This is a genomic window from Streptomyces sp. NPDC003327 (genome assembly GCF_053589515.1).
Window position 1 is genome coordinate 53176 of sequence record NZ_JBSFSA010000022.1, and the last position, 22353, is coordinate 75528.

At 70.9% G+C, this 22353-nt stretch carries 26 protein-coding genes and 1 pseudogene; 19 read left to right on the forward strand and 8 right to left on the reverse strand.

All coding sequences use genetic code 11. The annotated features are described in order from the left end of the window. Positions 1-6 precede the first annotated feature (6 nt). Positions 7-1932, reverse strand: coding sequence for an ATP-binding protein (locus ACWDVG_RS18585; protein WP_451700335.1), 1926 nt, complete (start codon positions 1930-1932; stop codon positions 7-9). A 414-nt stretch (positions 1933-2346) separates the two neighbouring features. Continuing rightward, positions 2347-2763: pseudogene (locus tag ACWDVG_RS18590) on the reverse strand (MBL fold metallo-hydrolase); the annotation flags it as partial. Positions 2764-2970: 207 nt separating this feature from the next. Here ACWDVG_RS18590 and ACWDVG_RS18595 point away from each other — a divergent pair. Then, entirely contained in the window at positions 2971-4539 is a 1569-nt protein-coding gene (locus tag ACWDVG_RS18595; protein ID WP_397997391.1) for a recombinase family protein, read from the forward strand. A 207-nt stretch (positions 4540-4746) separates the two neighbouring features. Here ACWDVG_RS18595 and ACWDVG_RS18600 read toward each other — a convergent pair whose 3' ends face one another. Further along, positions 4747-4962 (reverse strand): hypothetical protein, encoded by a 216-nt coding sequence (locus ACWDVG_RS18600; protein WP_451700336.1) that lies wholly within the window; start codon positions 4960-4962, stop codon positions 4747-4749. 378 nt (positions 4963-5340) lie between these two features. Continuing rightward, positions 5341-5589 carry a hypothetical protein gene (locus ACWDVG_RS18605; RefSeq protein ID WP_397997385.1) on the reverse strand — a complete coding sequence of 83 codons (249 nt, stop codon included), beginning with the start codon at positions 5587-5589 and terminating at the stop codon, positions 5341-5343. A gap of 155 nt (positions 5590-5744) precedes the next feature. On the opposite strand from ACWDVG_RS18605, the gene ACWDVG_RS18610 reads away from it, so the two are divergent. Beyond that, on the forward strand, positions 5745-5957 hold the full coding sequence (locus tag ACWDVG_RS18610; RefSeq protein WP_451700367.1) for a DUF6207 family protein: 213 nt from the start codon (positions 5745-5747) through the stop codon (positions 5955-5957). A 14-nt stretch (positions 5958-5971) separates the two neighbouring features. Beyond that, the gene (locus ACWDVG_RS18615) at positions 5972-6184 is read left to right on the forward strand and encodes a hypothetical protein (RefSeq protein ID WP_397997378.1); all 213 of its coding nucleotides are present in this window, start codon (positions 5972-5974) and stop codon (positions 6182-6184) included. 177 nt (positions 6185-6361) lie between these two features. Here the strand turns inward: ACWDVG_RS18615 and ACWDVG_RS18620 are convergent, their stop codons facing one another. The 4 genes from ACWDVG_RS18620 to ACWDVG_RS18635 form a co-directional block, all read right to left on the reverse strand. Continuing rightward, on the reverse strand, positions 6362-7069 hold the full coding sequence (locus ACWDVG_RS18620; RefSeq protein ID WP_451700338.1) for an HAD family hydrolase: 708 nt from the start codon (positions 7067-7069) through the stop codon (positions 6362-6364). Next, positions 7066-8565 (reverse strand): helix-turn-helix domain-containing protein, encoded by a 1500-nt coding sequence (locus ACWDVG_RS18625; RefSeq protein WP_451700368.1) that lies wholly within the window; start codon positions 8563-8565, stop codon positions 7066-7068. Before ACWDVG_RS18625 ends, ACWDVG_RS18620 begins: the two co-directional genes overlap by 4 nt. Positions 8566-8957: 392 nt before the next feature. Next, on the reverse strand, positions 8958-9452 hold the full coding sequence (locus tag ACWDVG_RS18630) for a TrmO family methyltransferase domain-containing protein (protein WP_017236906.1): 495 nt from the start codon (positions 9450-9452) through the stop codon (positions 8958-8960). Positions 9453-9524: 72 nt separating this feature from the next. Further along, on the reverse strand, positions 9525-10901 hold the full coding sequence (locus tag ACWDVG_RS18635; protein WP_451700339.1) for a Tat pathway signal protein: 1377 nt from the start codon (positions 10899-10901) through the stop codon (positions 9525-9527). A gap of 219 nt (positions 10902-11120) precedes the next feature. Between ACWDVG_RS18635 and ACWDVG_RS18640 the strand changes: the two genes are divergently transcribed. The 16 genes from ACWDVG_RS18640 to ACWDVG_RS18715 all read left to right on the forward strand — a co-directional run bounded on the left by ACWDVG_RS18640 (position 11121) and on the right by ACWDVG_RS18715 (position 22328). Further along, positions 11121-11678 carry an ATP-binding protein gene (locus ACWDVG_RS18640; RefSeq protein ID WP_397997370.1) on the forward strand — a complete coding sequence of 186 codons (558 nt, stop codon included), beginning with the start codon at positions 11121-11123 and terminating at the stop codon, positions 11676-11678. After that, positions 11678-12142 (forward strand): hypothetical protein, encoded by a 465-nt coding sequence (locus ACWDVG_RS18645; protein ID WP_451700340.1) that lies wholly within the window; start codon positions 11678-11680, stop codon positions 12140-12142. Before ACWDVG_RS18640 ends, ACWDVG_RS18645 begins: the two co-directional genes overlap by 1 nt. Then, positions 12139-13356, forward strand: coding sequence for a GntR family transcriptional regulator (locus tag ACWDVG_RS18650; protein ID WP_397997364.1), 1218 nt, complete (start codon positions 12139-12141; stop codon positions 13354-13356). The genes ACWDVG_RS18645 and ACWDVG_RS18650 overlap by 4 nt, the downstream gene beginning before the upstream one ends. Continuing rightward, positions 13353-13964: a DUF6624 domain-containing protein gene (locus tag ACWDVG_RS18655; RefSeq protein ID WP_451700341.1), complete on the forward strand. Its 612-nt coding sequence runs from the start codon at positions 13353-13355 to the stop codon at positions 13962-13964. The genes ACWDVG_RS18650 and ACWDVG_RS18655 overlap by 4 nt, the downstream gene beginning before the upstream one ends. Beyond that, on the forward strand, positions 13961-14368 hold the full coding sequence (locus ACWDVG_RS18660) for a hypothetical protein (RefSeq protein WP_397997359.1): 408 nt from the start codon (positions 13961-13963) through the stop codon (positions 14366-14368). The genes ACWDVG_RS18655 and ACWDVG_RS18660 overlap by 4 nt, the downstream gene beginning before the upstream one ends. Before the next feature lie 16 nt (positions 14369-14384). Next, entirely contained in the window at positions 14385-14858 is a 474-nt protein-coding gene (locus ACWDVG_RS18665; protein WP_397997357.1) for a DUF6082 family protein, read from the forward strand. A 280-nt stretch (positions 14859-15138) separates the two neighbouring features. After that, the gene (locus ACWDVG_RS18670; RefSeq protein WP_017236914.1) at positions 15139-15300 is read left to right on the forward strand and encodes a hypothetical protein; all 162 of its coding nucleotides are present in this window, start codon (positions 15139-15141) and stop codon (positions 15298-15300) included. Between the two features lie 146 nt (positions 15301-15446). Beyond that, complete coding sequence (locus ACWDVG_RS18675) at positions 15447-16022, forward strand: GntR family transcriptional regulator (RefSeq protein WP_451700343.1); 576 nt, start codon at positions 15447-15449, stop codon at positions 16020-16022. Then, positions 16019-16195 carry a hypothetical protein gene (locus tag ACWDVG_RS18680; RefSeq protein WP_397997353.1) on the forward strand — a complete coding sequence of 59 codons (177 nt, stop codon included), beginning with the start codon at positions 16019-16021 and terminating at the stop codon, positions 16193-16195. Before ACWDVG_RS18675 ends, ACWDVG_RS18680 begins: the two co-directional genes overlap by 4 nt. A 2-nt stretch (positions 16196-16197) precedes the next feature. Continuing rightward, the gene (locus ACWDVG_RS18685; protein WP_451700344.1) at positions 16198-16824 is read left to right on the forward strand and encodes a hypothetical protein; all 627 of its coding nucleotides are present in this window, start codon (positions 16198-16200) and stop codon (positions 16822-16824) included. Next, positions 16821-17603, forward strand: coding sequence for a hypothetical protein (locus ACWDVG_RS18690; protein ID WP_451700345.1), 783 nt, complete (start codon positions 16821-16823; stop codon positions 17601-17603). The genes ACWDVG_RS18685 and ACWDVG_RS18690 overlap by 4 nt, the downstream gene beginning before the upstream one ends. 67 nt (positions 17604-17670) lie before the next feature. Further along, positions 17671-17865 carry a DUF5999 family protein gene (locus tag ACWDVG_RS18695; RefSeq protein ID WP_017236920.1) on the forward strand — a complete coding sequence of 65 codons (195 nt, stop codon included), beginning with the start codon at positions 17671-17673 and terminating at the stop codon, positions 17863-17865. A gap of 14 nt (positions 17866-17879) precedes the next feature. Beyond that, on the forward strand, positions 17880-19748 hold the full coding sequence (locus ACWDVG_RS18700; RefSeq protein ID WP_451700369.1) for a glycoside hydrolase family 15 protein: 1869 nt from the start codon (positions 17880-17882) through the stop codon (positions 19746-19748). Positions 19749-19801: 53 nt separating this feature from the next. Then, positions 19802-20680 carry a hypothetical protein gene (locus tag ACWDVG_RS18705; protein ID WP_451700347.1) on the forward strand — a complete coding sequence of 293 codons (879 nt, stop codon included), beginning with the start codon at positions 19802-19804 and terminating at the stop codon, positions 20678-20680. 5 nt (positions 20681-20685) lie between these two features. Then, complete coding sequence (locus ACWDVG_RS18710; protein WP_451700348.1) at positions 20686-21024, forward strand: hypothetical protein; 339 nt, start codon at positions 20686-20688, stop codon at positions 21022-21024. Beyond that, positions 21021-22328 (forward strand): M14 family zinc carboxypeptidase, encoded by a 1308-nt coding sequence (locus tag ACWDVG_RS18715; protein WP_451700349.1) that lies wholly within the window; start codon positions 21021-21023, stop codon positions 22326-22328. Before ACWDVG_RS18710 ends, ACWDVG_RS18715 begins: the two co-directional genes overlap by 4 nt. Positions 22329-22353: the final 25 nt, after the last annotated feature.

Consider the following 22353-nt stretch of genomic DNA (forward strand, 5'->3'; position numbering starts at 1 on the left):
GTGCATCTACTCCTTGTGCGCGTCGCCGGGGGGCGGCAGGTCATGGGGGGAGGGCTGGGATTCGGCGAGGCCGATTCCGCGCTGGAAGGCGGCCATGAGGCCGGGGTCGTGCAGGGCGTGCTCCTCGGGCTTGCGGGCCGCGGGCTCGTCGCGCAGCTGCGGGACGAGGTGCTCCTGGGCGCGCCGCTTGGGGAGGCTCGGCCGGCCGGGGGGTTCGGCGCGGTGGGCCGGGGGGGCCGACGCGCCGAGGAGGTCCGGCCCGGGGGACGGGGCCGTTGCCACCGGGGAGCTACCGGCGGGGGCGTGCCCGGCGGGGGTGCCGTGGTCGGCCCGGTCCGCGTAGCCGTTCGACTCCGGGTGCGTACGGGGGTACGCGTGCGGGGTCGCCGCGAACGGGTCGTCGTGGCGCGTGGCCATCGGCTCGGCGCCGGTCCCGGACGGGCGCGCCGGGGCGGGGGCGGCCTGGGCGTGCGCCGGGGTGTGCGCGGGTGCGGCCACGGGCGCGGGGGCGACCGGGGCGGGGGCGTGCGCGGGGGCCTGGGCCGGTGCCGGGCTCTGGAGCTCGGCGGGGGCCTGGGCCGGGACCGCGGGCTGCGGCTGGGGCTGCATCTGCACCTGCTGGGGCGGGATCGCCGAGGAGCCGGCGGCCGCGGCGGCCTGGCGCTCGTGCTGCGCGAGGCCCTCGGGGTCGGCGCCGAGGAGGCCCTGCGGGAGGACGAGGACGGCCTGGACGCCGCCGTAGATGTTGGACTGGAGGCGGACGGCGATGCCGTGCCGGCGGGCCAGCGCCGAGACGACGAAGAGGCCGATGCGGCCGTCCTGGAGCAGATGGGCGACGTTGACCTGGTCCGGGTCGGAGAGCAGGGCGTTCATCTTGTTCTGCTCGGTGACGGGCATGCCGAGTCCGCGGTCCTCGACCTCGATCGCCAGTCCGGCCGTGACGTACTGGGCGCGGAGCAGCACCGTGGTGTGCGGTGCCGAGAACAGCGTCGCGTTCTCGACGAGTTCGGCGAGGAGGTGGATGACGTCGGCCACGGCATGGCCCCGGAGCGTACCGTCGATCGGGGGTACCAGCTTCACGCGCGGGTACTGCTCGACCTCCGCGATCGAGGAGCGGAGCACCTCGGTCATGGTGACGGGGTTCGACCACTGGCGGCGGGAGATGGCGCCGCCGAGCACGGCGAGATTCTCGGCGTGACGGCGGATGCGGGTCGCGAGGTGGTCGACGTGGAACAGGCCCTTGAGCAGCTCCGGGTCCTCGACCTCGTTCTCCAGCTCGTCGAGGAGCTGGATCTCGCGGTGGACGAGGGACTGCAGGCGGCGGGCGAGGTTGACGAAGACCTCGACCTTCTGTTCGTTTCCGACGCTGCTGGAGAGCCGGGACGCCTGGACGACGGCCGCGACGGCGGCCTCGTGCGAGCGGTTGAGCTCCTGGGTGAGCAGGTCGAACTCGTCACCGGACGCGGCCGAGGTGGGCGGCGCGGGGCGGGGCGGGAGGGCCTCGCCGCGGCGCAGCTGCTCGACGACGGTGCGCAGTTCGCTCTGGCCGCGGGCGCTGGTGCGGCGCAGTGCGTTGCAGCGGTCGAGGACCGCCTTGGCGGCGCGGTCGGCGCCGAGGGCGGCGGCGGTCACGGAGGCGACCGTGAGGGCGGCGGCGCCGGTGAGCGCGGCCCAGAGGCCGGGGGTGGGAGTGGCTCCGGTGGAGCGGATGGTGAAGAGGACGGCGGCCGCGCCGCCCAGTGCGACCGCGACGGCGGGGAGCACGGAGGTCCGCAGGAGCTGGGGGCGTATGCGGGCTTCCGTCGGGTGCGGAGCGGGGTTCTGCGTGGGGGGGTTGCTGCTGGTACCGGGGGCGGGGCGGGCGCCTGTCCGGCCGTGCCGCCCGCCCTCGCGGCGTTCGGACCGCGAGGCGGGTGCGCGAAGTTGAGACATGAGTGTCCTTGGTACGTGCCCAGGAATCGGCGTACTGCGGGAGGAGTGCTGCAGGGGGTGGACGTCGGGGGGTTGGTGCGGTGGTGCGGGGGTGGTGCGGGGTACTGCCGGGGGTGGACTGCACGGGTGGACCCCGGGGTCCGATGAGCCTACCGATGATCATCAACCACACACTGTAGTCGTCAACCGTTCATGTGCGGTGCGCAGTTGGCAAACTTACCCGCAGCGCGACCCCATCTGGTATCACCCCTCGCACGACAGGCCGAGAACCAACTGGCCGAAAATGAACGGCGGAACGTGCCGACAGGGGAACGGAAGAGGGCGGAGGCGTTCTTACGCCTCCGCCCTCCACGGAAATCACCGCGGACCGGAATCCCCTCGGAGGGGCGCGATCCGGCCCGGTCCACTCCCCCGTTACGGGGTGTGCGCGGCCTCCTGGGGTCCGCGCTCCGGGTCGGCGCCCGGGTCCCGCGGCGCCGCCCCCGCGGCCGGCGGGGGCTCGACGGCCGTCCGGTCCGGGGCCGGTCCGTGACCGTCGGTGAGAGCGGGCGCTCCCCAGCCACCCGCGGGGACGCGGGCGACCGTACGCCACCAGGGGACGTCCGGGATCCGCTCGGCGCCCGGCTCGAAGGGCTCGCCCGGCCGGGGCAGCGCGATCCGCTGGCCGGCCGCCCCGGCGGCCTCGACGGTGCCCTCGCCGGGCTCGGCCCACGGGTGCGGAGCCAGGTTGAAGGTCGCCCAGTGGATCGGCAGCAGCACGCCGGCCGGTGCGCCGCCCTGGAGGTCGAGGTGGGCGTGCATGCCCTCGGCGGGGGTCATGTGGATGTCGGGCAATAACCCTTCGTTCTGTACACGCCGCGCTCGGCGTCCAGACGTGTGGTTCTTGGTCCAGATCTACATGCTTTGTACGCGACCGCCCGACTGTCGGTTCATGTGGATCTCGACCGATAGGCACGCACCGTGATGCCTGAATTACGGAAATGAAGGTAGAACGACCCAAGAACCATCGATTGCATCCCCGATGGTTAGGATTGGCCAATGCATGACGTTGAGTGGTCCCCTGCTGAGCTGCGGGAACTGGAGGACCTCAAGCAGAGGGAATCCCTGCTCCCGCCAGACGCCCCAAGGGCTCTACTCTCGGTTCGCCTGTCCGTTTTGACCGAGGAGACGACCTCCCCAGTCCGGCAGGAATTGGATCTTCGCCGTTTCGCCATCAACCGCGGCTGCCGCGTCGTCGGAGTGGCCAGGGACCTCAACGTCTCGGCGACGAAGGTTCCACCGTGGAAGCGCCCCGAGCTGGGCGACTGGATCAATAACCGTGCCCCCGAGTTCGACCAGATTCTCTTCTGGAAGCTTGACCGATTCGTACGCCGGATCTCTGACCTACACCTCATGATCGAGTGGTGCAGGGAGTACGACAAGGTGCTCGCGGCTGACAAGGATCCGATCGACCTCGACAGCGCGTACGGCGAGATGATGGTCACGATGATCGCCGGCATGGCGCGCATCGAAGCCGCAAATACCGGCGTGCGCCTCGAGTCCCTGTGGAAGTACGCAAGGACCACCGACCGGTGGGTGATCGGCAAGCCGACATACGGCTACACCACAGAGGACGGCCCCGACGGGCGCAGGCTGGTCGTGCACCCATTCCGCAAGCGGGTGCTCCGGTGGATCTACGCCATGCTCATGCGCGGCCGGTCCATGTACAAGATCACGCAGATCGTGAACCGAGCGGGCGTTCCTGCCCCCAACGGCGGGAAGTGGTACGCAAGGAATCTCACAGCGATCCTGACGAACCCCGCGCTCAAGGGCGTCCGCGTGATTCGGCCGCCCAAAGCGAAGAGCAAGGACATCTCACGCATCGTCTACGGAGCAGATGGCCAGCCGATCAGGCTCGCCCCTCCGATCTTCACCGACGAAGAGTTCGACGCCATCCAGGACAGGCTGAAACAGAACGCCAAGCACGGGCGTAAGTCCTCGAAGGGGAAGAAGCTGTCACTGTTCCTCGGTGTGATCAAGTGTGGCGCGTGCAACGCCAACATGTACAAGCACATATCGACGAAGAGGCGAACGAACGGGACGGTCAAGCAGTACCCCAAGCTGCGGTGCTCGTCCTACACCAGGGAGCCGTGCGGAGCCCCGGTCTTCGACCCAGACGAAGCCTACGGGGCCCTCGCCGACACAGTCCTTGACCAGCTGGGCGACTTCGAGGTGATCTACCGGGAGTATGCCCGGGGCGCGGAGAATCAGTCCCGCGTCACGGAGCTCCAGGCGTCGATTAAGCACTACATGGATGGCCTCGCCCCCGGTGGCGTGTTCGCAGTCGGAGGGTTCATTCAGGAGCAGGCGCAGGAAGCACTCCAGAAACTCGGCGCCGAACTGAAGAAGATCGACCCGGAAAGCACGAAGGACCGCTGGACGTACAAGCCCATGGGGGTGACCTATCGCCAGCACTGGGCCGCGCTAGGGACGGACCAAATGGAGAAGGACCTTCTCCGGGCCGGCATCACATTCGTGGTCCACGAAAACCACTGCGACCTCCTCATACCTGACGACGTGAAGAGCCGTCTAGTCATAAAGGACGACTACTTCAAGAAGAAGCTGTGACAATAGGGCCCCGTCAGCCTACGGCGGGGCTCCTATCAGCGCTCCTTCACGGTGACGAGCTTTCGCTCGCCAGTCTTACTCACCTCGTAGACGAACACCTTCATGCCGATCTCCTGGTTCACGCGGGTCGCTAGCCGTCTCTTTAACGGCAGCCATGGCCGAATACAGACTCCATCCAGCCGGCCGGAAGTCAGCCATAGGCGACCATCAGTGCTCGCTCTGATAGCCGGTCTGGCTAACCATCCTTGTCCGCTCGGCAGGATTCGCTCGCAGCGCTCCACCGCCAAGTGCAGACATCGCGAACACCTTGATGATCTGCAGGATCCCCGGTTTCGGAAACCGGGGATCTCCCGCTATATTGCGCCCCGCACTCAGTGCCTCATCAAGTCGCGATGTTGCTGCGAAGCCGCGAATGGTTTGCATGCCCAGCCCCCTGGGACGGCCGCGAGGGGTCCCAGGAGGCTCTACTGATCTATTTGTCAGCCCTGTGGGGTTGCCGGGTGGAGGGTGAAGTCGGTGCGGGCGAGGAAGGGCCAGGGCAGTCGTTCAAGGGCCGTCGCCCCCCATAGGCAACAGCATGCGCCGCGCTTTGCGCAGCATCGCCCGGATGCAGAACCTCGCCCTCCCGGGATAGGAAGAGGGGGCGGCACGGCGGCCCGCTATGCCCGCTGACACCAAAAGATCACCGACGTGACAGCTCTTTTGAAAGCTGGCCCTGGCGAAGAAGTGGGCGCAGCCGTAGGAGTTCGCGCCACAAACGCATGAAGCATGACATAGGCCAGGATCGGCGCATCCCGGCAGCTATTCCCCGAGGGTCATCACGTAGCGCTCGCCTACCACCCGACCGACGATGACCACCGCGTCGGTCGGCATGGTGAACGACAGCTCATTGCCGATGGGGATCGAGTAGAAGCCGCCTGCCTCAACGAGAAGGCCGGGGCCGATGGCCTTCGGTTCTCCCTCGAAGTACGGCCCATCGAGCCACCCGAGCACGATGTCTCCGGTCCGGACCTGCCCCGGGTTGACTTGCATCAGCTTCATGTCGTCCATGCCGGCCACGCTACGACGCCCCACCGACAACGAGGGGGTACCACCACGGCCAAGCCTGGGGTCCATCAGGCGCCTCTCACCTTGTCCGTACACTCTTGCGGATGTTCCGCTGGGTGTCGGGCGAACCGAGGGAGCAGCGCGGCCGTTGGCCGTGCATGACGATCGATACGCAGCACATCTCGGAGCCCGGCCTCGTGGTCCTCGACATCGCTGCGGTGGACGAGGAAACGCTGCGGAGGGCAATGGACTACCTCCAGCAACGGTGGGCGACCTCCGGGATCTCCCCGGTACGGCGTACGCCGGGTGAGCCCGGTGTCACGGCCCGCGTGTACGCGGACGTACGGCTTAGGCCGAACCCAACCGCCTGAGGCATCCTGGAGGTATGACCGGTGCGCCAATCGTCGTGCACCGCCCCTCCCCCACTGGAGGCCGGCGGGTGACGGTTGGCGCCGAGATCCTCGGCCTCGCGCACAGCGACCGCGACATCACCGAGTTCCTGAGGCGGGCCGGCCTCCCCAACTCCGAGGACCTCCTCGACGACCCTCGGTGGATCGAATGGCGCGGAGGCGGAGCGCATCTTTACGAGGCCGCCTGAGCGCTCCCCGTCACGCCGTCCGCACGGGTCCAGGGAGGTCGGTCTATGGAGCGCGGCGACGTGGGACTTCAGCACGGGGAATAGCGAGAATGCCTCAGGCTGCGGAGACCTTACAGGTCTCGGTGGAAGGCTTCCGCGCATCCCCTTCGGACGACGCGCCGACCTCCATCAGGGCATTCAGGGTGCCTGAGTCCCACCAATGAGGCGAAGGAGAGTACGAGCCGAGCTGAGGTCAGACACGACATGGTCTGCCCCTGCTGCTCGCAGCTGCTCTTCGATGGTGGTGCCAGAGGCGACCCCGATGACCCTGGCACCGCCTTCCAGACCGGTGCGTACGTCTTCCAGCGAGTCGCCCACGATCACCGTGTTGTCGCGATCGAACCGGCCACCGTGCTTCGCGGCTGCCCGGTCTTGGGCGATGCGCACAAGAGCCGGCCGGTGGGGATCGTCGGACGCGTAGCCGCCGATGTCGGTGTCGAGGTAGCCGATGAGGCCCAGCGCGGACAGCTTGGTCTCGGCGCTGCCTCGCAGGTTTCCCGTGACGACGGTCGGGATCAGGTGCTCCGCCTCCTGAACCGCGGCCAGCGCATCCACGGCTCCGGGCATGACGACCCCCTTGGTGGCCAGCAGCTCCCGATGGCCGGCCAGGCGGTCGGGGAGCTCGGCGACGATGCGGTTCGCCAGCGTCTCCACGCTCTTCTCGGAAACGTGGTTGACGCGCAGGAGCTCACGGACTGCCAGGGGCATAGTGACTCCGGTGCCGCGGGCCGGCAGGGCGGTCGGGGGGCGACCGACGACGCTGGTAAAGGTCTCCCGGTACACACGCCGGTCGATGTCACCGGTGTAGACGAGGGTGCGGTCGATGTCCCACAGGACCAAGATCATGCGGCACGCTCGCTCATGACGGCCTGACCATGTTCTAGAAGGTCTCGGACGGGAACCACCGAGGAGTAGCGGCGGGCTTCGGCGAGCATCGCATCCAGATTGTCGTCCAAACGTGCGGAACGGACTCCGGTGACGAGACCGAGGACTTCGTGTCCGGTCGCGGATCCGGCGTCGACGTCGCCGGCGCGCATCTGGGCGGTGGCGGCGCGGGACAGGAACTGCGCGCGGGTGCGGATCTCATCCGGGCTGAATGCGTCGCGGGCGTCAGCAAATGCCTGGGCTGCCTGGTCGGGTCGGCCCAGATCGAGCAAGCAGCTGGCTGTCTGTCCCATGATCTCGCCGGGGTTGATCCAGTAGAGCCAGTGGGGGTCGTCCTCGCCGCGCCCCTGGGCGCACAGGGCCTGGGCCTCCTCCAGGGCGATGCGGGCCTGGCGTTCCTCGCGCAGACGGGCGTGCCCGCGGGCCTGGCGGGTGAGGAGCATGGCGTGCAGGGCGGGAGCGTCTTGGTCGGCGATGACCTGGCGGGCGGTGCGTGCGGCGGTGATCGCGTCGCGGGGGTCGCCGACGGAGTAGCCGTGGATGGCGATGAAGGACAGAGTCCCGGCACGCAGCCTGCTGTCGCCGCTGGCATGGGCAGCGCGCAGGGCTCCGAGGAGAAGGTTGCGGGCGACGTCGTGGGCGCCGCTGTCGAAGTGGTACCAGCCGGTCTGGATCGCGGTGTCCGCGGCCACCGCCGCGAGGCGCCGGCCGGTCGCCTCGGTGAAGTCCCCTTCCTTCAGAAGCCGGAGGAGGACCTTGAGGTGTGCCGTGGCGGCTCGGGCGAGGTTGCCGCTGCCGTGGTTGGCATCGGCCTGACGCAGAGCGTCGGTGGTCGACTGCAGGCTCGTGAGGAGTTGGTCGGAGACGCTGATTCCGTTCCGAGCGGTGGAGGCCACGGCCTCAGGAGGGGCGATGGCTGCTTGCAGGATGTATTGCGTGAGGCCGGCCCCACCCAGGGCGATCACACTGCGGCGGTTCAATCCGGTCATGGCTCCTCCGACGGCTGCGTCCAGTGACGTCACCATACGAGCCGTCGTCCACGGCAGGGCCGGGTCGATGGCAGCGCTGAGCCGCTGCGATTCAGCCTGCGCGAAGGGGGTCAGGAGGAGCGGGCGCAGGTCGGCAGGAAGCCGAAGTCCGGTCAGAAGGTCGATGATCGCCTCTCGGCCGTTGACCTGTTTGAGACCGCGCTCCACATCCGAGATGTAGCCCTGAGTCAACCCGGTCAGCTCGCGTACTGCTTTCTGGGAGAGCCCGGATCGGCGACGGACAAGGCGTACGACAGTCCCGAAATCCCAGGCAGCAAGGGCCTTGTGTACTTGCTCGTCGCGCCAGGCCCGGTCCGGGATCGTCGGTGCCTCATCAGTCCGGGCGCAGGCAGCGCACCGCGTATCCGGGTTGTACCGGCTAATCGGCAGCCCGCACCGCACACACATCCGCCCAGGCGCCTCTGACATGGCCACCTCAGCTCTCCTGGTCGTGATCCAGCTCGCCCCAGCCGTGAGAACAGGCTAGGCGGAGATCGATATCGCCGCAGCGATATCGCTACGGCGGTGCCCCGCCAGCCGGTGCGAATCCAAACTCATGGCACTGAACCCGTTACTCCCCGTTGAGCTTTGTTGCTTCCGGGCCGTTTTGATCCGCTGCTCCAGAAAGGGGATGCCTCATGAAACGAGGACACAGGGCCGTGTCCGTATCACGTGGCAGGCGTCCTCGGCTACGCGGCGATCTCGGCGTACCGCACGCGCCACTGGGGTGCAACGGCCGGTGCGGGCGAAGCAGCTTGCCCTTGCCGTATCGCGTCGCAGGCGCGACCGGCCGAGAGGGGGCCCTGAAGACGGATCTCGCTTCACGGCCGCTCGCGAGCGTCCCGCCAGTAGTTCTGCAGCATGTCGGTCGGCCACTCCGGCTGGCGGACGGGGCCGCGGGGCAGCATCTCCCGGAAGACGGGCGCCAGGTCGATCACCGGCGTGCCGTCATCGGCGTCCAAGTCCGTGACGTGAAGGTCCCGGCCCTCGACTCGCAGCAGTCGGGGGTACGAGACCCCGAGGCGGGCCGGGCGGCGGTGGTTGCGGTGCACAAGTCCGCCGGTGGCGGGCCACTGGCGGTTCCCCCGCGGGCTTCGCGGTTCGAGCTCGATGTCGCCGTCCGTCCCCAGGTGGAAGTGGAAGAGCACCTCGATGTGGCTGAACTCGTCGATCCCTTCGAGGGCACTCTCAGGGACTTCCGGAACGAGACGGATGATCGATTCGACGCCGGCCTTGTAGTCGTCGAGGCGGCCAGTCTGGCCTCCGACGACGGTGGCGATCACCGGAACCTGAATGTAGTTGCTGACCTTGAACACGTACTGCCTCTCCTTACACGACCGCCGTCCCAGGGCGGAGGTCCTCTGATCCGGGCGTCCGTACGCTATCGGTCAGCGGGCGGCGAGCACTGCTCGTGCCTGGGCATCGAGTTCTGCCACCGGGCCGCCGCCTCGGTTTCGGAACGGGCTCAGGGCTCGGCGCATCTGTACAACGGTCTCCCGTGCGCGGCCGGACTGTACCCCCGTCATCGCGTCGAGTGCCTGCTGCCAGGTGGCGCAGGCCGCGTCGAGCTGCCCTTGCCGGACCTGTACGTCGCCGAGGTATCCCAGGGTCACGGAGTGGGTGCGATTGAACTGCGCCCGGCGGGTGCGGACGCTGCGCTTGAACTCCCGCTCGGCGCCCTTCAAGTCGCCGAGATCTCTCAGCGTGGCGGCGGTTTCGTGGGCGAGGCTGGCCTCGCCAAAGAACCAGACGCGCTCCGGTTCATCGCCATCGCCGCTGGCTCGGCCGAGGTCCTTCTCGGCCTGGAGGAGCGCGGCTGCTGCCTGTGCCTTGTGCCCAGCAGCGGCAAGAGCCCGGGCATTCACAACGCCCAAGAGGGCCTTCTCCCGCCAGCACGCCTCCCGGTAACGGCGGCCGGAAAGGGATCCCTCTGCCAGGCGGACGGCCTCGGCCGGCTGCTTCAGGTCAACCGCCTGGTGGGCCATCGCGCGCAGCACGTGTCCGGCGAGGGGAGCATCGCCGGCCTCCTCGGCGAGCTGAGTCGCCAAGGTCAGCCACCGAAGGGCGATCGGGTGCTCGCCCGCGTCGAAGGACGTCCATCCCGCGAGGTAGGCAAGCTCGGCTGCCGCCGAGGTCATGGCCCGGCGCACATGGTCGGTGGGGAACCGACCGGAGAGAAGATCGACGACGTCGGTGCGCAGGTAGGCGACGAGTGCGGTACGCCCCACACCGTGGCCGCCGCGCTCCTGGTCCCGGCGGGAGAGGAACGTCGTCATCTCGCGGACGCTGGCGACGTCGTCGAGGGTGATGGTACGCCGCGAGAGGGGCTTCCTGGCGCGGGCGCGTTCCGCGGCCTGGTGCCATTCGGCCTCGGAGGGGAGCACCATGCCCGTAACCGAGTAGGCCGTCTGCGCCAGCACCCGGCGCCGTTCTATGTCCATGTCCGTGCTCCCGAGGGTGGCCAGCGTGGTGAGGGCGTCGACGCTCCACCCGGGTGCCGGCGGCACGGCTCGGTCTTCCTGCTCCAGCCCGATGTCGGCGAGCGTGATGACGCGGCCAAGGCCACGGGTGAGCGTCTCCGCCAAGATATGCGGTGCCCGCCCCTCAGGGCTCGCGCCTCCGATCCATCGGGCGATGCGCGACTGGTCGCATCGAAGCAGCTCTGTGGCGCCGTTCTCGGCGGCGACGGCTCGGAACCGGGCAGCCAGTTGCCGCTGCGACAAGCCGAGTTCCTTGACGAGAGCGTCCAGTTTGGTGTTGCGCATCCGGCTCACGTGCGTGCGCCCCTGTCCCTGAAACGATCTTGCATCACGTGCATCACCTCGCTGGGGCCGCCGGGATACCCGCAGGCCCGCAGGCGCGGTTTCCTCGTCAGGACGATATTCCTCCAACCCCCGTGCGACGTAAAGAAATCGGCCTTGTCACGCCTATGTGCGAGGACGGTGACCGGAATTGGCCCTTGCAGGGGCCGACAAGGGGAGCTGATGAACGTGCACGACCCCGCGGCCGGCCTCCGTCCGCCCTGCACTGCGACGGTAGTGCACGCCCGGAGCCCGCAGGAGCACGACATTGTGGGCGGGCAGTCACGCACCCCGTCTCCCGCCGAGCCGACGTCGTATGACGGGCGCCCGTTCCAGGCCGTTTCGGTTTTCCCGGCGGACCTCTCCCTCGTTTCCGAGGCTCGCCAGGAGCTCCACCGGCTGATGTGCTGTGTCGGGCTTTCCTCGGTCGCGGACGACGTCGCGCTCGGGGCCCAGGAGCTGATGGCGAACGCGGTGGAGCACGGATACCGCTGCCAGTCGACGGGGGAATTCACCGTAAAGGCTTCTCACTTGCGTGGGCGTGTCCGTGTCGAAGTGCACGACGCTTCGGACGAATGGCCGCGCCTTCGGCCGGAGAACGGGGACCACGAGGGGGGGCGCGGTCTGATCCTGGTCGACGCCGTGGCCGCGAACTGGGGAGTCCAGCCAGGAGCACCGGGCCAAGGAAAGACGGTCTGGATGGAGTTGGACGTCCCACCCGCGCTGGCGGAGGGGTTGTGATGCTGGCCGCGAGCAGCGACGTGAGCACGATGGTTTGGGCGTTGGCGGCCCTCCGCCAGTCCGTTGCGGACGACCCGCCGGACGACGACGAGGTCCTGCTCGCCGCCGTCGACGTTGTCATGGACCCCTGCCACGCACCGACGTCCCCTGCGGCTCCGACCGCGACCGGCGCCTTTCTGGACCGCCTCCCGTACCGACCGCGCCGTCGTAGGGAGGTCGCCTTGAAGGCCGGCGCGCTCTCCGAGGAGGACGTGGCCTGGATCAGCTTCCAGCTCAGGCGGGCGACCGAGCCGACCATCAACCGAGCGACGGTCCGGGTCCGGCCTGTTCCGACCCGGCTGATCGCGCAGGCGCGTGCGCTCCACCAGGGGATGCCCGAGGGCGATGACACCGTCGGTTACCTGCGCCGTTACGCCCAGGTGCTGCTGGATCTCCTGGACCTCGTGAGGGGTGACGCCCCATGACGCCCCCTCTCCCCGTGCTCGTCGACCCCACCCGTTCCCTCCTCTCGTCCCGTTGCCGGAGCATCATGACCGCCGACTTCGAAGCCGCCCCCGACCCGCAGAACGCCGAGCCCGTCGGCGACCCGACGCTCATCCGGCTCCGGTCGGATCTGACGGCGCTGAGGCGGCTGGGGAAGCAGTACGACGGGAAGTCCGGTGACACGGAGGGCGTGCTGCGGCTGGTGACGCCATGGCTTCCGGTCGCCGAGGGGCGTCTGCAGGCCGCGGAGGGCTCGCCCGGCGACCAGGCCCGCTGGCAGAGCCTCATCGACGAGGTACGCGCCAGTTCCGAAGCCGACTTCGTGACGGCGAGCTCGGCGGCGCGGTCGCTGCTGCGGGAATTGGTGGAGGCGTTCTTGCCGGGGCCGAGCGTGAGCGAGCTCGCGGACCGCGTGCGCAGGGGAATTACCGACGGCGCCCTTCCGCCTGGAACCCTGCTGTCGCGTCTGCGCATCCTGGCGGACGCAGGGCTCACTTCGGCCTCCGGAACGCGTGTGGACCTCGCTCTCCAGGACCTCGCGGCCGACGGCCTGGTCGTGGTCCGTCACTCGAACCAAGTCCTGGTGGCGGGCCCCAGGAGTACGTACGACCAGGTCACCGTCGCGGCCGACTTGCTGCGCGCACTGGTGTCCACCGGCATCTATCCCCTGATGTCGTCCCTGCCCGTCCAGCAGGATCTGTCCCGGCTCCTCGCTGCCGAGAGGTCGATCGTCAGCCGGGCCTTGCACCGGCTGCACGAGGAGGGGTACCTCTCCGTCCAGCACAGCAGGCGAGCGGTGGTCCGCCCGGTACCGCCGGCCCCGGTGAGCGGGCCGCCCACGCTGGAGGACCTGGTCGGACGGCTGCGCAGTGCGGCGCCGTCCGGTACGAGTCTCGACCGCGCCGGCCTCCGAAAGAGCTGCCGCCGGGCCAAGGTCTGGTGGCACCGCCGCTCGGCCCCCGACGCCGAATCGCTCCGAGAGGTACGCCAGAGCCTGGTCGCCTCCGCCGCAGACCTCCTTCCGCTCGCCGCCCGCCGGCACCCGGACGACCCGGACGCACACGCCGTCCTCGGGTACACCGTCACCGCCGCGCTGCACGACTGGCCGGCGGAGCGGGAGATCGAGGTCTGGCGTCTGGCGTGCGTGGCCACCGCCGTCCTGGATGTCCTCGACCTCGCGGGGGATGCCGCGTGAGCGCCGACCGCCTGCCCCAGACCCTGAGCGTGACGAGCACCGCCCCGATGCACCCCTACCTCGCGCGCGAGCTGGTCGCCCGGGCTGAGAGGGCTGACGAGCACTGGGCCCGGCTGGCCCGGATGCAGCCGGCCGACCAGCAGATCGGCGCGGCCCGCCACATCGACCACGCCAGCGCGGGGTTTCTGGCGCGGGCCGTCGCGGACTACGGGTGGCCGGGCGTGCCGCTCGTCGGCGAGGAAGGAGCGAGGGCCGCGTGGCGTCTCGCCCTTCGCGCCGATACCCGGGCCGACGTCCAGCAGCTCGCCTCCCGGCTGATGCACGACGCCGTGGACCGGGGTACCGCTTCCCTTCGGCAGTGGGCTCACCTCTACGACCGGTGTCTCGTGAACGCCAACCTGCCGCAGCTCTACGGGACTCAGCACCGTCTCGGCCCCGACGGGCCCCAGCGGCAGGTGGTGTCCGAACCGGCCGGCGACCTTGACGCGCGCCGGGCCGCGGTGGGACTTCCGCCCGCCGGCCTCGCGCTGCGCAGGCTGCGCGACCGCCTGGCAGCAGATCCGTGCTTCGGCGGCACGGCACCCGCTGCCCTCGTGGGCGCGGCGTGACCGCCGCTGCCGCCCCGAAGGCGGCCGAGAGCCTCCGGGAGAAGGCGCGGGCGCTCGCGGAGGAGGTCCTGGCGTGGGCGCCGGACGGTGAGGACCGGCCGTCGCTGGACCGGGCCGTCATCGCGGTGCACCAGCTCAACGCGTACGGGGAGCGTCTGCGCGACGTGGTCCAGGCCGGTGTGCGGCCGGACTCTCCCGACCGCATGCTGGCCGTCCTCGGCGAGGCGCGCAGGCGGCTCGGCCAGCCGCTGACGTCCGCGGTGCCGCCGTTCGTCCTCACGACCGACACCGTCGTCCGCCGGGCCCAGAACCTCGCGCGCCTCGTGGCCGGGCTGCTGTCCGCCCTGGACGCCGCCCCTTCCACTCCGCCCGGTCTGGGCGGAAACACCACCAACACCCCTTGAGGGAAAGGATTTTCCGATGAAGTTCGGTACCACGGCGGTACTGCTTGCGGGCGCGGCTGTGGCCGGCGTCGGCGTGGCCCGCCTGCGCCAGGAGGCGAAGCACCAGCGGGAGCGGGTCGACATGGCCCTCGCCCGCAACCAGCTCGACTGGCTGGAGAAGGTCTCCACGGACCCCGCCGTGGCGGCGATGTGGGCGCCCGCCGGCGTGAAGGCCGAGGAGTACATGGGGCTGATGTCCGCCAACCACATGATCTGCTCCCTCAGCCTGCGCGACCGGCTCGGCCGCGTGAGCAGGCACCAGCTCCGCCTCTACGCCTCGATGATCATGGGCAACGAGACGGCCCGGCGGTACTGGGACCGGTTCGGGGACCTGCGGATCCGGGAGGCCCTGGGAGACCCGCGGGCCGAGCGGCTGAACGACGCCCTGGAGAAGGCCGCGGACGAAGCCGTACGGGCGGCCGAGCGCGAGACCCAGCCCGCCGCCGCCTGACGCGGAGGGGGCATACCGCGCCGTCCTGATGGCGCGGACCTGAACCGGGGCCTTCCTCGCCCGAGGGAGGTGGCGCACCCGTCCGCGCCCCGGCCGCACCTCCATGGGGGAGCTCGCGGCCGGCCCTCCCCCCTCACCGGTACCGGGAGCCCGGGGCCGGCACGGCATCCCCCGCCCCCAAAGCACCCCTTTTGTACCGACATGACCGCCAGCGGAAGCGGGGGCGGTGTTCTGGCCGCCCGCTTCGTGCGGCAGGCGCCGGCAGACACGGAGGAAAGCGATGACCTTGTGGGGAGCCCTGTTCGTCGCCGGGTTCTGCGGGGCGGTCCTCTTCCTCGTGGAGATCGCGCCCCGCCTGCCGGGCCGGCGCCGCGCCGACGCGGGAACAGCGCCACCACCGACCGACCAGCACGCCCACGACGACCAGAAGGGAGCGCCTTGACCATGAGGCCCTCCTCGACGATGCGCAGGAGCACCCGCACGGCGCTCTCCGCAGCGGATCCCCGTATGCCCGCGCCCGGCCGGGCAAGATCTGGTACGCAACAGCTCCCCCGCGTCCGCGGAAAGGGAGCGGGGCCCGACCAGCCGATGCTCCTCACCCTGCGCGAGGAGCTGCGCTCGGGCGTCTGGCGGCCCGGGACGGTGCGTACCCAGACCGGCCTGCGGACCCGCTTCGGCGAGACCCACCTCATGACCACGGCCGTGACCCGTGTCCTGCGCGACGAGGGTCTGGTCGCGCTCGACGGGCTGCCTGGTGTGCGGGCCCTCGGGCCCGGAGGCCGGCCGGCCCACCGCACCAGCACCGCGACCGACGAGGTCGTGCAGGCGATCCGGAAGCGGCTCACCGACCACACCTACCAGCCCGGCGAGCAAATGCCGCCCCAGCAGTCCCTCGCCATCGAGCTCGACACGTCACGGACGACGATCCAGCTCGCCTTTCTCCAGCTGACGCTGGAGGGGCTGCTGCGCCGCCACCAGGCGGCCGAGAGGCCCGGGACGTACGTCCTCGACCCGTCCCGGGAGGCCCGGGAGGCTCTTCTCCTGGCCGATCTGCAGGTGGCGAGGCGCCGGGGCGGGTGGACGTGGGCGGAGTACCCCGACGTCGTCGAGCGCGCGCTGCACGTTCTCGTCGGCTCCGCCGCACGAGCGGGGGCTGAGCCGTGACCGACACCTTCACCGTGATCGCCGCCCTGCTGCCGCTCGGCCTGGCGGGTGCGAGCGCCCGGTACAGACAGAAGAAGCCGGCGCCTGCCTTCCCGAGCAGGCGGAACGGGTCTCCGTCCTGCGCCGGCTTCCCCGCCGACCGCGCCGCCGCCCCGCTCTCGACCTCGGAGTGACCGTGTTCCTTCTCCCTCTCCGCCGACCGGCGGACCCGGCCGTCGTACGGACGGCGACCAAGCTGAAAGAAGACCTCGCCGCGCTGCGGCGGGTGACCACCCGCCGCGCCTGGCCAGCGGCGGCCGTCGCGGAGGCGCACCACCACATCTATGCCTCGACGCAGCCGTGGCTCAGCCTGGCCCGGACCCGGCGCGACACGACGGACTCGGCGGCCGACCGGGCCCGGTGGGACGTGTGGATCGCGGCGCTCACCCCGCCCGAGCAGTCGGTCCGGGGCACCTACGCCCAGGCGTGCGTCCTCGTCGGCCAGGGCCGGGAGATGCTGCGGGCGCTGCGCGAGACGCTCGCCCCCTGTCCCTCGGTCGGGTCGGTCGCCAAGGAGATCGAACGGCTCATCCGAGCAGGGGCGCTGAAGCCCGCAGCCCGGGTTCCCCGCAGGTCGCTGGCCAGGCGCCTTCGGGTGCCGGCCGTGTACGTCGACCTGGCGCTCGCGGACCTGGCCGCGAGGAAGCTGGTGGAGATCCGCGCCAGCGGGAGCGCCGTTGTCCTGGACGCCGGCGCCCGTGTGAGCGCTCCCGGTCTCCAGCAGGACCCCGCTATAGACGAGACCTCGGTGGGAGCGGCATGACCACCCTCGTCCCCTCGCTCGTCACGGCTTCTCTGCCTCCCCTGGACCGGCAGGTTCTGGAGCTCATCGCCGAAGGCCACAGGGATCCGGAGGTGGTGGCCCGGCTCGGACTGGGGACCGTCACGCGCGTGCGGTCCCGGCTCGACCAGATCGCCCGCCACTTCGGTCTGGAGGCCGCAGTCCGGCCGCAGCTCGTCCACCACGGCTACGCCTGCGGCGCTGTGCCACCGCCCCCTCTGCTCCACCCGCTCCTCCTGGACGCGGACGCGTTCGACCTGGTCCGTACGCTCGCCGCCGGCAAGACCCTCACCGCCTACGCACGCCAGCGGGGAACGGCCTCCCACCAGGCCACTTACCTGTTGGAGAAAACCTCCGCCAGGCTTGGGGCGACGACGCGGCCCTCGCTGATCCGGCACGCCTGGCAGCGGCAGATCCTCGGCCCCCGCCCGTTCGCCGCCGACCTCGCCGCCCTGCACGCCCAGCGCCCGCGTCCGCCGGAGACCGGGCGGTGGCTGATCGTGCCCCTGCTCAGCGGCTACCGCCTGGCGGCCCCGGCCACCCGGCGCTCCCCCACCCGGCACCTCGACATCGCCGACCGCGAGGAAGCGCTCGTCGCCGCCCGCTTCCTCGCCGACCGCGAGGGCTACGCCTCCCTGTGGATCACGCTGCCCTCGCAGCCCGGCCGGCCGTACCGCGTGAGCTGGGGCCGGCGGACCGCTGCGGCCCAGCCGCGGCACGGCTTCGCCGCCGAACCGCTCCAGGGCCTCCGGTCCGCCTGACCCCCGGCCGCGTCCGGTCTCGCTCGCATCTGTCCCCTTCTCCTCTTTCTCGTTCAAGGACTGCCTCATGTGCCAGCACCAACCCGCCTGTCCATCCGCTGTATCCTCCGACCGGGAGGCGGCCAAGCCGGTCGCGAGCCACCCCGAGCAGGGCTGGACCCTGCTGTGCAACGGCGTCCTGCTCTTCGAGGACACCGGCGAGCTGCTGCCCGACGGCCGGATCATCGCCCCGCACCGCCCCACGACGGCGGTGGCCGCGTGACCGCCTTCCCCTACATCCCCCGCCAGCACACCGCCGGCCCGACGCTCGCCGCCGGCCCGCGGATCGAGGACCACGGGCTGCTGAGCGACCAGCAGGGCAGCGCCCTGGTCCGCCGGGACGGCGCCGTCGTCTGGCTGTGTATGCCGCGCTTCGACTCCCCCGCCGTCTTCGCGAGCCTCCTGGGCACCGAGGACCACGGCTTCTGGCAGATCGCGCCCGCCGCGCTCATGGACGGCACCGCCGCCCCTGGCTCGGGCCGCCGCTACGTGGGCAACTCCCTTGCGCTTGAGACCACGTGGGTCTGCGACACCGGCACGGCCACCGTCCGCGACTTCATGGTGCCCGGCGGCGGGTCCCCGCGCCTGGTGCGGATCGTGACCGGCGTGACCGGCAAGGTGACCATGCGGTCGCTGCTGCGGGCCCGCCCGGACTACGGACGCACCGTGCCCCGAATCGCCACCTTCGACCGGCGGCACGCGATCGACCTCCCCCAGGGCGAAGACGCCCGGCTGTGGCTCGACGCCGACGCCCACGTACGCGCCGAAGGCGCCGACCTCGTCTCGGACTTCACCGTCACCGAAGGCGAGACGGTCTCCTTCGGGCTCTCCTGGCGGGAGGGCGTGGACAGCCCACCGCCCGTCCCCGTCGACGACGCCCTGCTGCAGTTCGCCCTCGATTTCTGGGAGGAGTGGGCGGCCCGCTGCACCTACACCGGCCCGGACCGCGAGGATGTCGTCCGCTCCCTGCTCACCCTGGCCGGGCTCATCTACGCCCCGACGGGCGCAATCGTGGCCGCCCCGACCACCTCGCTGCCCGAGGAGATCGGCGGCACCCGCAACTTCGACTACCGCTTCGGCTGGCTGCGCGACACCGCCATCGCCGCCGGCGCCCTTCGCCGGTACGGCTACCTGCGCGAGACGTTCGCCTGGGCGATGTGGGCGGCGCAGGCCGTCAGCAGCGCCGGCCGCCTGCAGATCATGTTCGGGGTCGGCGGCGAGACGGAGCTGCCCGAGCGCGAGCTGGACTGGCTGCCGGGGTACGAGGGATCGACGCCGGTCCGTATCGGCAACGCCGCCGCAGGCCAGCTCCAGGTCGACGTCTACGGCGAACTCGCCATGGAGTTCCACGAGCTCGCCCTGGCGGACGCCAGCTGGTCCCGGCGTCTCGGCTCGCTCGTCGTCACGCTCGCCACGGAACTGGAGCAGGTCTGGGACCAGCCGGACTCGGGCATCTGGGAGATGCGTGGGCCCGAACGGCACTTCACCCACTCCAAGATGATGGCCTGGGCAACATTCGACCGTGCCGTCCGCACCATCGAGGCCGGTCACGCCGACGGCCCGCTGGACCGGTTCCGGGCCCTGCGCGAAAAGATCCACGCCGAGGTGTGCGAGCACGGCTACGACTCCGACCGTAACGCCTTCACCCAGTCCTACGGGTCACGGGAGCTGGACGCCTCGCTCCTGCACGGCCTGCTCGCCGGCTTCGTGCCCGCCGACGACAAGCGTTTCATCGGCACCGTCGAGGCGGTCCAGCGCGAGCTGGGCACCGACGACGGGTTCCTGCTGCGCTACCGGACCCACGCCGGCGAGGTCGGGCCCGACGGATTCGCCGGTGAAGAGGGCCGGTTCCTGATCTGCACCGGGTGGCTGGCCCAGGCCCTCGCCCGGATCGGCCGGCCCGACGACGCCCGCACCGCCCTGGCCAGCCTGCTCGCCGTCCGCAACGGGCTCGGCCTGCTCTCCGAGGAGTACGACCCCGCCACCGGCCGCCAGCTCGGCAACTTCCCGCAGGCGTTCAGCCACATCGCCCACCTCGACGCGACCGCCGAAATCACGGCCCTCGAAGCCTGCAGCGTCGCCGAGCCGGCGGGAGCGGAGTCGTGACGACCAGGGCCCGACCTCGTCCGGTCCTGAGCCGCTGGGACATGCCCCATTGGATGCCGGACAGCAGCCAGACCCTGCCCGTCCGCTGCGGCGAGGACTTCACCGCGATCCGCGTCCCGGCCGACCTCGCCCACCCGGCGCTGACCGCGCTGGGGCCGCGCACCGGCCCCGTCCTCGCCAACCGCACCACGCGGACCTGGCACTTCCTCCTCCCGTCCGACTCCGTCCTCCCGGCCGACTGGCCCCACGGCGTGCGGGTCATGCCGAAGGGCAGGTCCATAGGCATCCCCCCGCTGACCACGACCGGCGGCCTGGACGTCCACTGGGCCGTGCCCCCCGGCCAGGGCTCCACCTCCCCCACCGACCTGCACCGCGTGCTGCACGACCCCCGGCTCCTGACCGCCCGCACCGCTCCCGCGCCGGCCGAACCGCCGGCCGGGGCGACGGCGCCGGTCCGCGCCGCCGCCCCGGCACAGCCGCGCCCGCTCACCTCGTCCCAACTACGGGTCGGGCAACTCCTGCTCACCGGGGCGTCGGACGCGCAGATCGCCGAGGAGCTGGGCCTTCCTGTCGGGATCGTCCGCCGGCACCTGACCTCGATCGGCCGCCGCTTCGGCGCCCCGACCGCTGCCCGCAGGGCCACCGCCCTGCTCGCGGGCGGCCACGTCTCTCCGCCTCCGGTGTCGATGCTCGCCCCGGACCTCGCCGAGACCGACCTCGCCGTCCTGCGCGTCCTCGCCGGCCTCGCCACGGAGGACGACCTTCCCGAAGACCTTCGGCCCACCGGTCTGTTCCTCGACCGCGTCGACGAGCTGCGTGAGCGGTGCGGCGCCCGCAGCGACCCGCACCTCATCGCCCTGGTCGCCTTCTGGGAACTCCTGCCCGACCTCATCGCCCCCGCCACCGCCTCCGGAAAGGAGCAGCTGCCGTGATCCGCATGGCTCGCTTACCCGTCCCCGCCACCAGAATCGGGTGGTCCGCCCTCGACCTCCTCGAAACCGTGCCCGGGCTCATGCTCCTCGGCATGAACGCCGCCGGCCTCGCCCTGACCGGAAGCCTGATCGCCGACGAGATCGGCAGCCCCCGCGGGCTCGCCGCCGCGTCCGTGCCGGACCTGGAGCCGCACGCCGAAGAGCAGCCGCAGCACGCGGCCAACGCCACGGCAGACACCAGCACCAGCACCAGCGTCTACCGCTATGAGCCCCACATGCCGGGGCCGGCCCACCAGGACGTCCCGCCGACCCACGGCGCTCTGCGCGGGGAGGGCTGGTCGTGACCCCCGACCCGCTCGCCCCCTACATCGGCGACCGGCCGCCCACCCTGGACGAACTGGACCAGGAGCTGCGGAAGACCGCCGCCGAGCACCCGACGGTCTGCGTCCTGTCCGAGATCGGCCGCTCCCGCGAGGGCAGGCCCATGACGATGCTGACCGTCCAGGGCGGCCCGAAGCACGTCCTCGTCCTCGGCGCCCCGCATCCGAACGAGCCGATCGGGCTGGCCGTGGTCACCACGCTGGCCCGGTACCTCACCGAGCACCCCCAGGCGCGGGAAGAAGTCTCCTGGCACCTTGTGGGATGCGCCGACCCCGACGGCGTCGCCGCCAACCAGGACTGGTGGGCCTCGACGTGGCCGCCGACGCTGGAGGACTACCACCGCGGCCTGTACCGGCCCCAGGCCCGCTGCCAGCCCGAGTGGACCTTCCCCACCCCCACCTTCGACGCGACCCTGCCGGAGACCCGCGCCCTCATGAGGGTGATCGACACCGTACGGCCGGCACTGACCGTCTCCCTTCACGGCAGCGACTCCGGCGGGGTGTGGGCGATGGCCTCCCGCACCGAACCCGCCCTCCCCGAGATCATGGGAGACCTGGCGGCCCGGTACGGCCTGCGCGTCGAGCAGACCCCGTCGGACTGCATCGGACTGCCCTCCTTCGGACCAGGCGCCTACCTCCTGGCACCTCCCGCCGCCATCGAGCCGGACAGTTCTCACGGCAAGGGTGACGACCGCGAGTGGGAACCGGCCGGATCCAGCAGCGCCCACTACACCGCCCGGCACGGCGGCCTCGGCCTCTTCCCCGAAGTCCCGATGTGGGACTCCACCCCCATCCGGCTCTCCCCCCAGGAAGCCGTCGGCGTACTCGAAGACGCCCGCCACGTCCTCGGCGACCTCATCGCCGAGCTTGCAGCGGCCTCGGAAGAAGAGACCGTGTTCCTGGCCTCCGCGAAGGAGGTCCGCTCGATCACCCCTCTGATGATCCGGCAGATCCAGGAGAACCCCGAGGCCGGCCGCGACCAGGACCTCGTCCTCCTCGTCCCGGCGCGCGCTGCGGGCATGCTCCTGTGGCACGCCGACCAGCTCCTCGCCGCCGCCCCGGACCACGACCAGCTCCAGGCCCTGCGAGCGAAGACCGAGGCCGTCCTCATCGCCTGGTGCCACCGGGCGGAAAAGGCCATCCGCCCCCGGCCCATGCCGCTGTCGCGTACCGCCGGCTACCAGGCGGAGACGGTCCTGGCCATGGCCGGCCTGCACCCGGCAGCATCTGCTGCAACGCCCGGTCCGGAGCTGCGCGATGACCGTTGACGGGTCTCTCCTGGCCGGCCGCCAC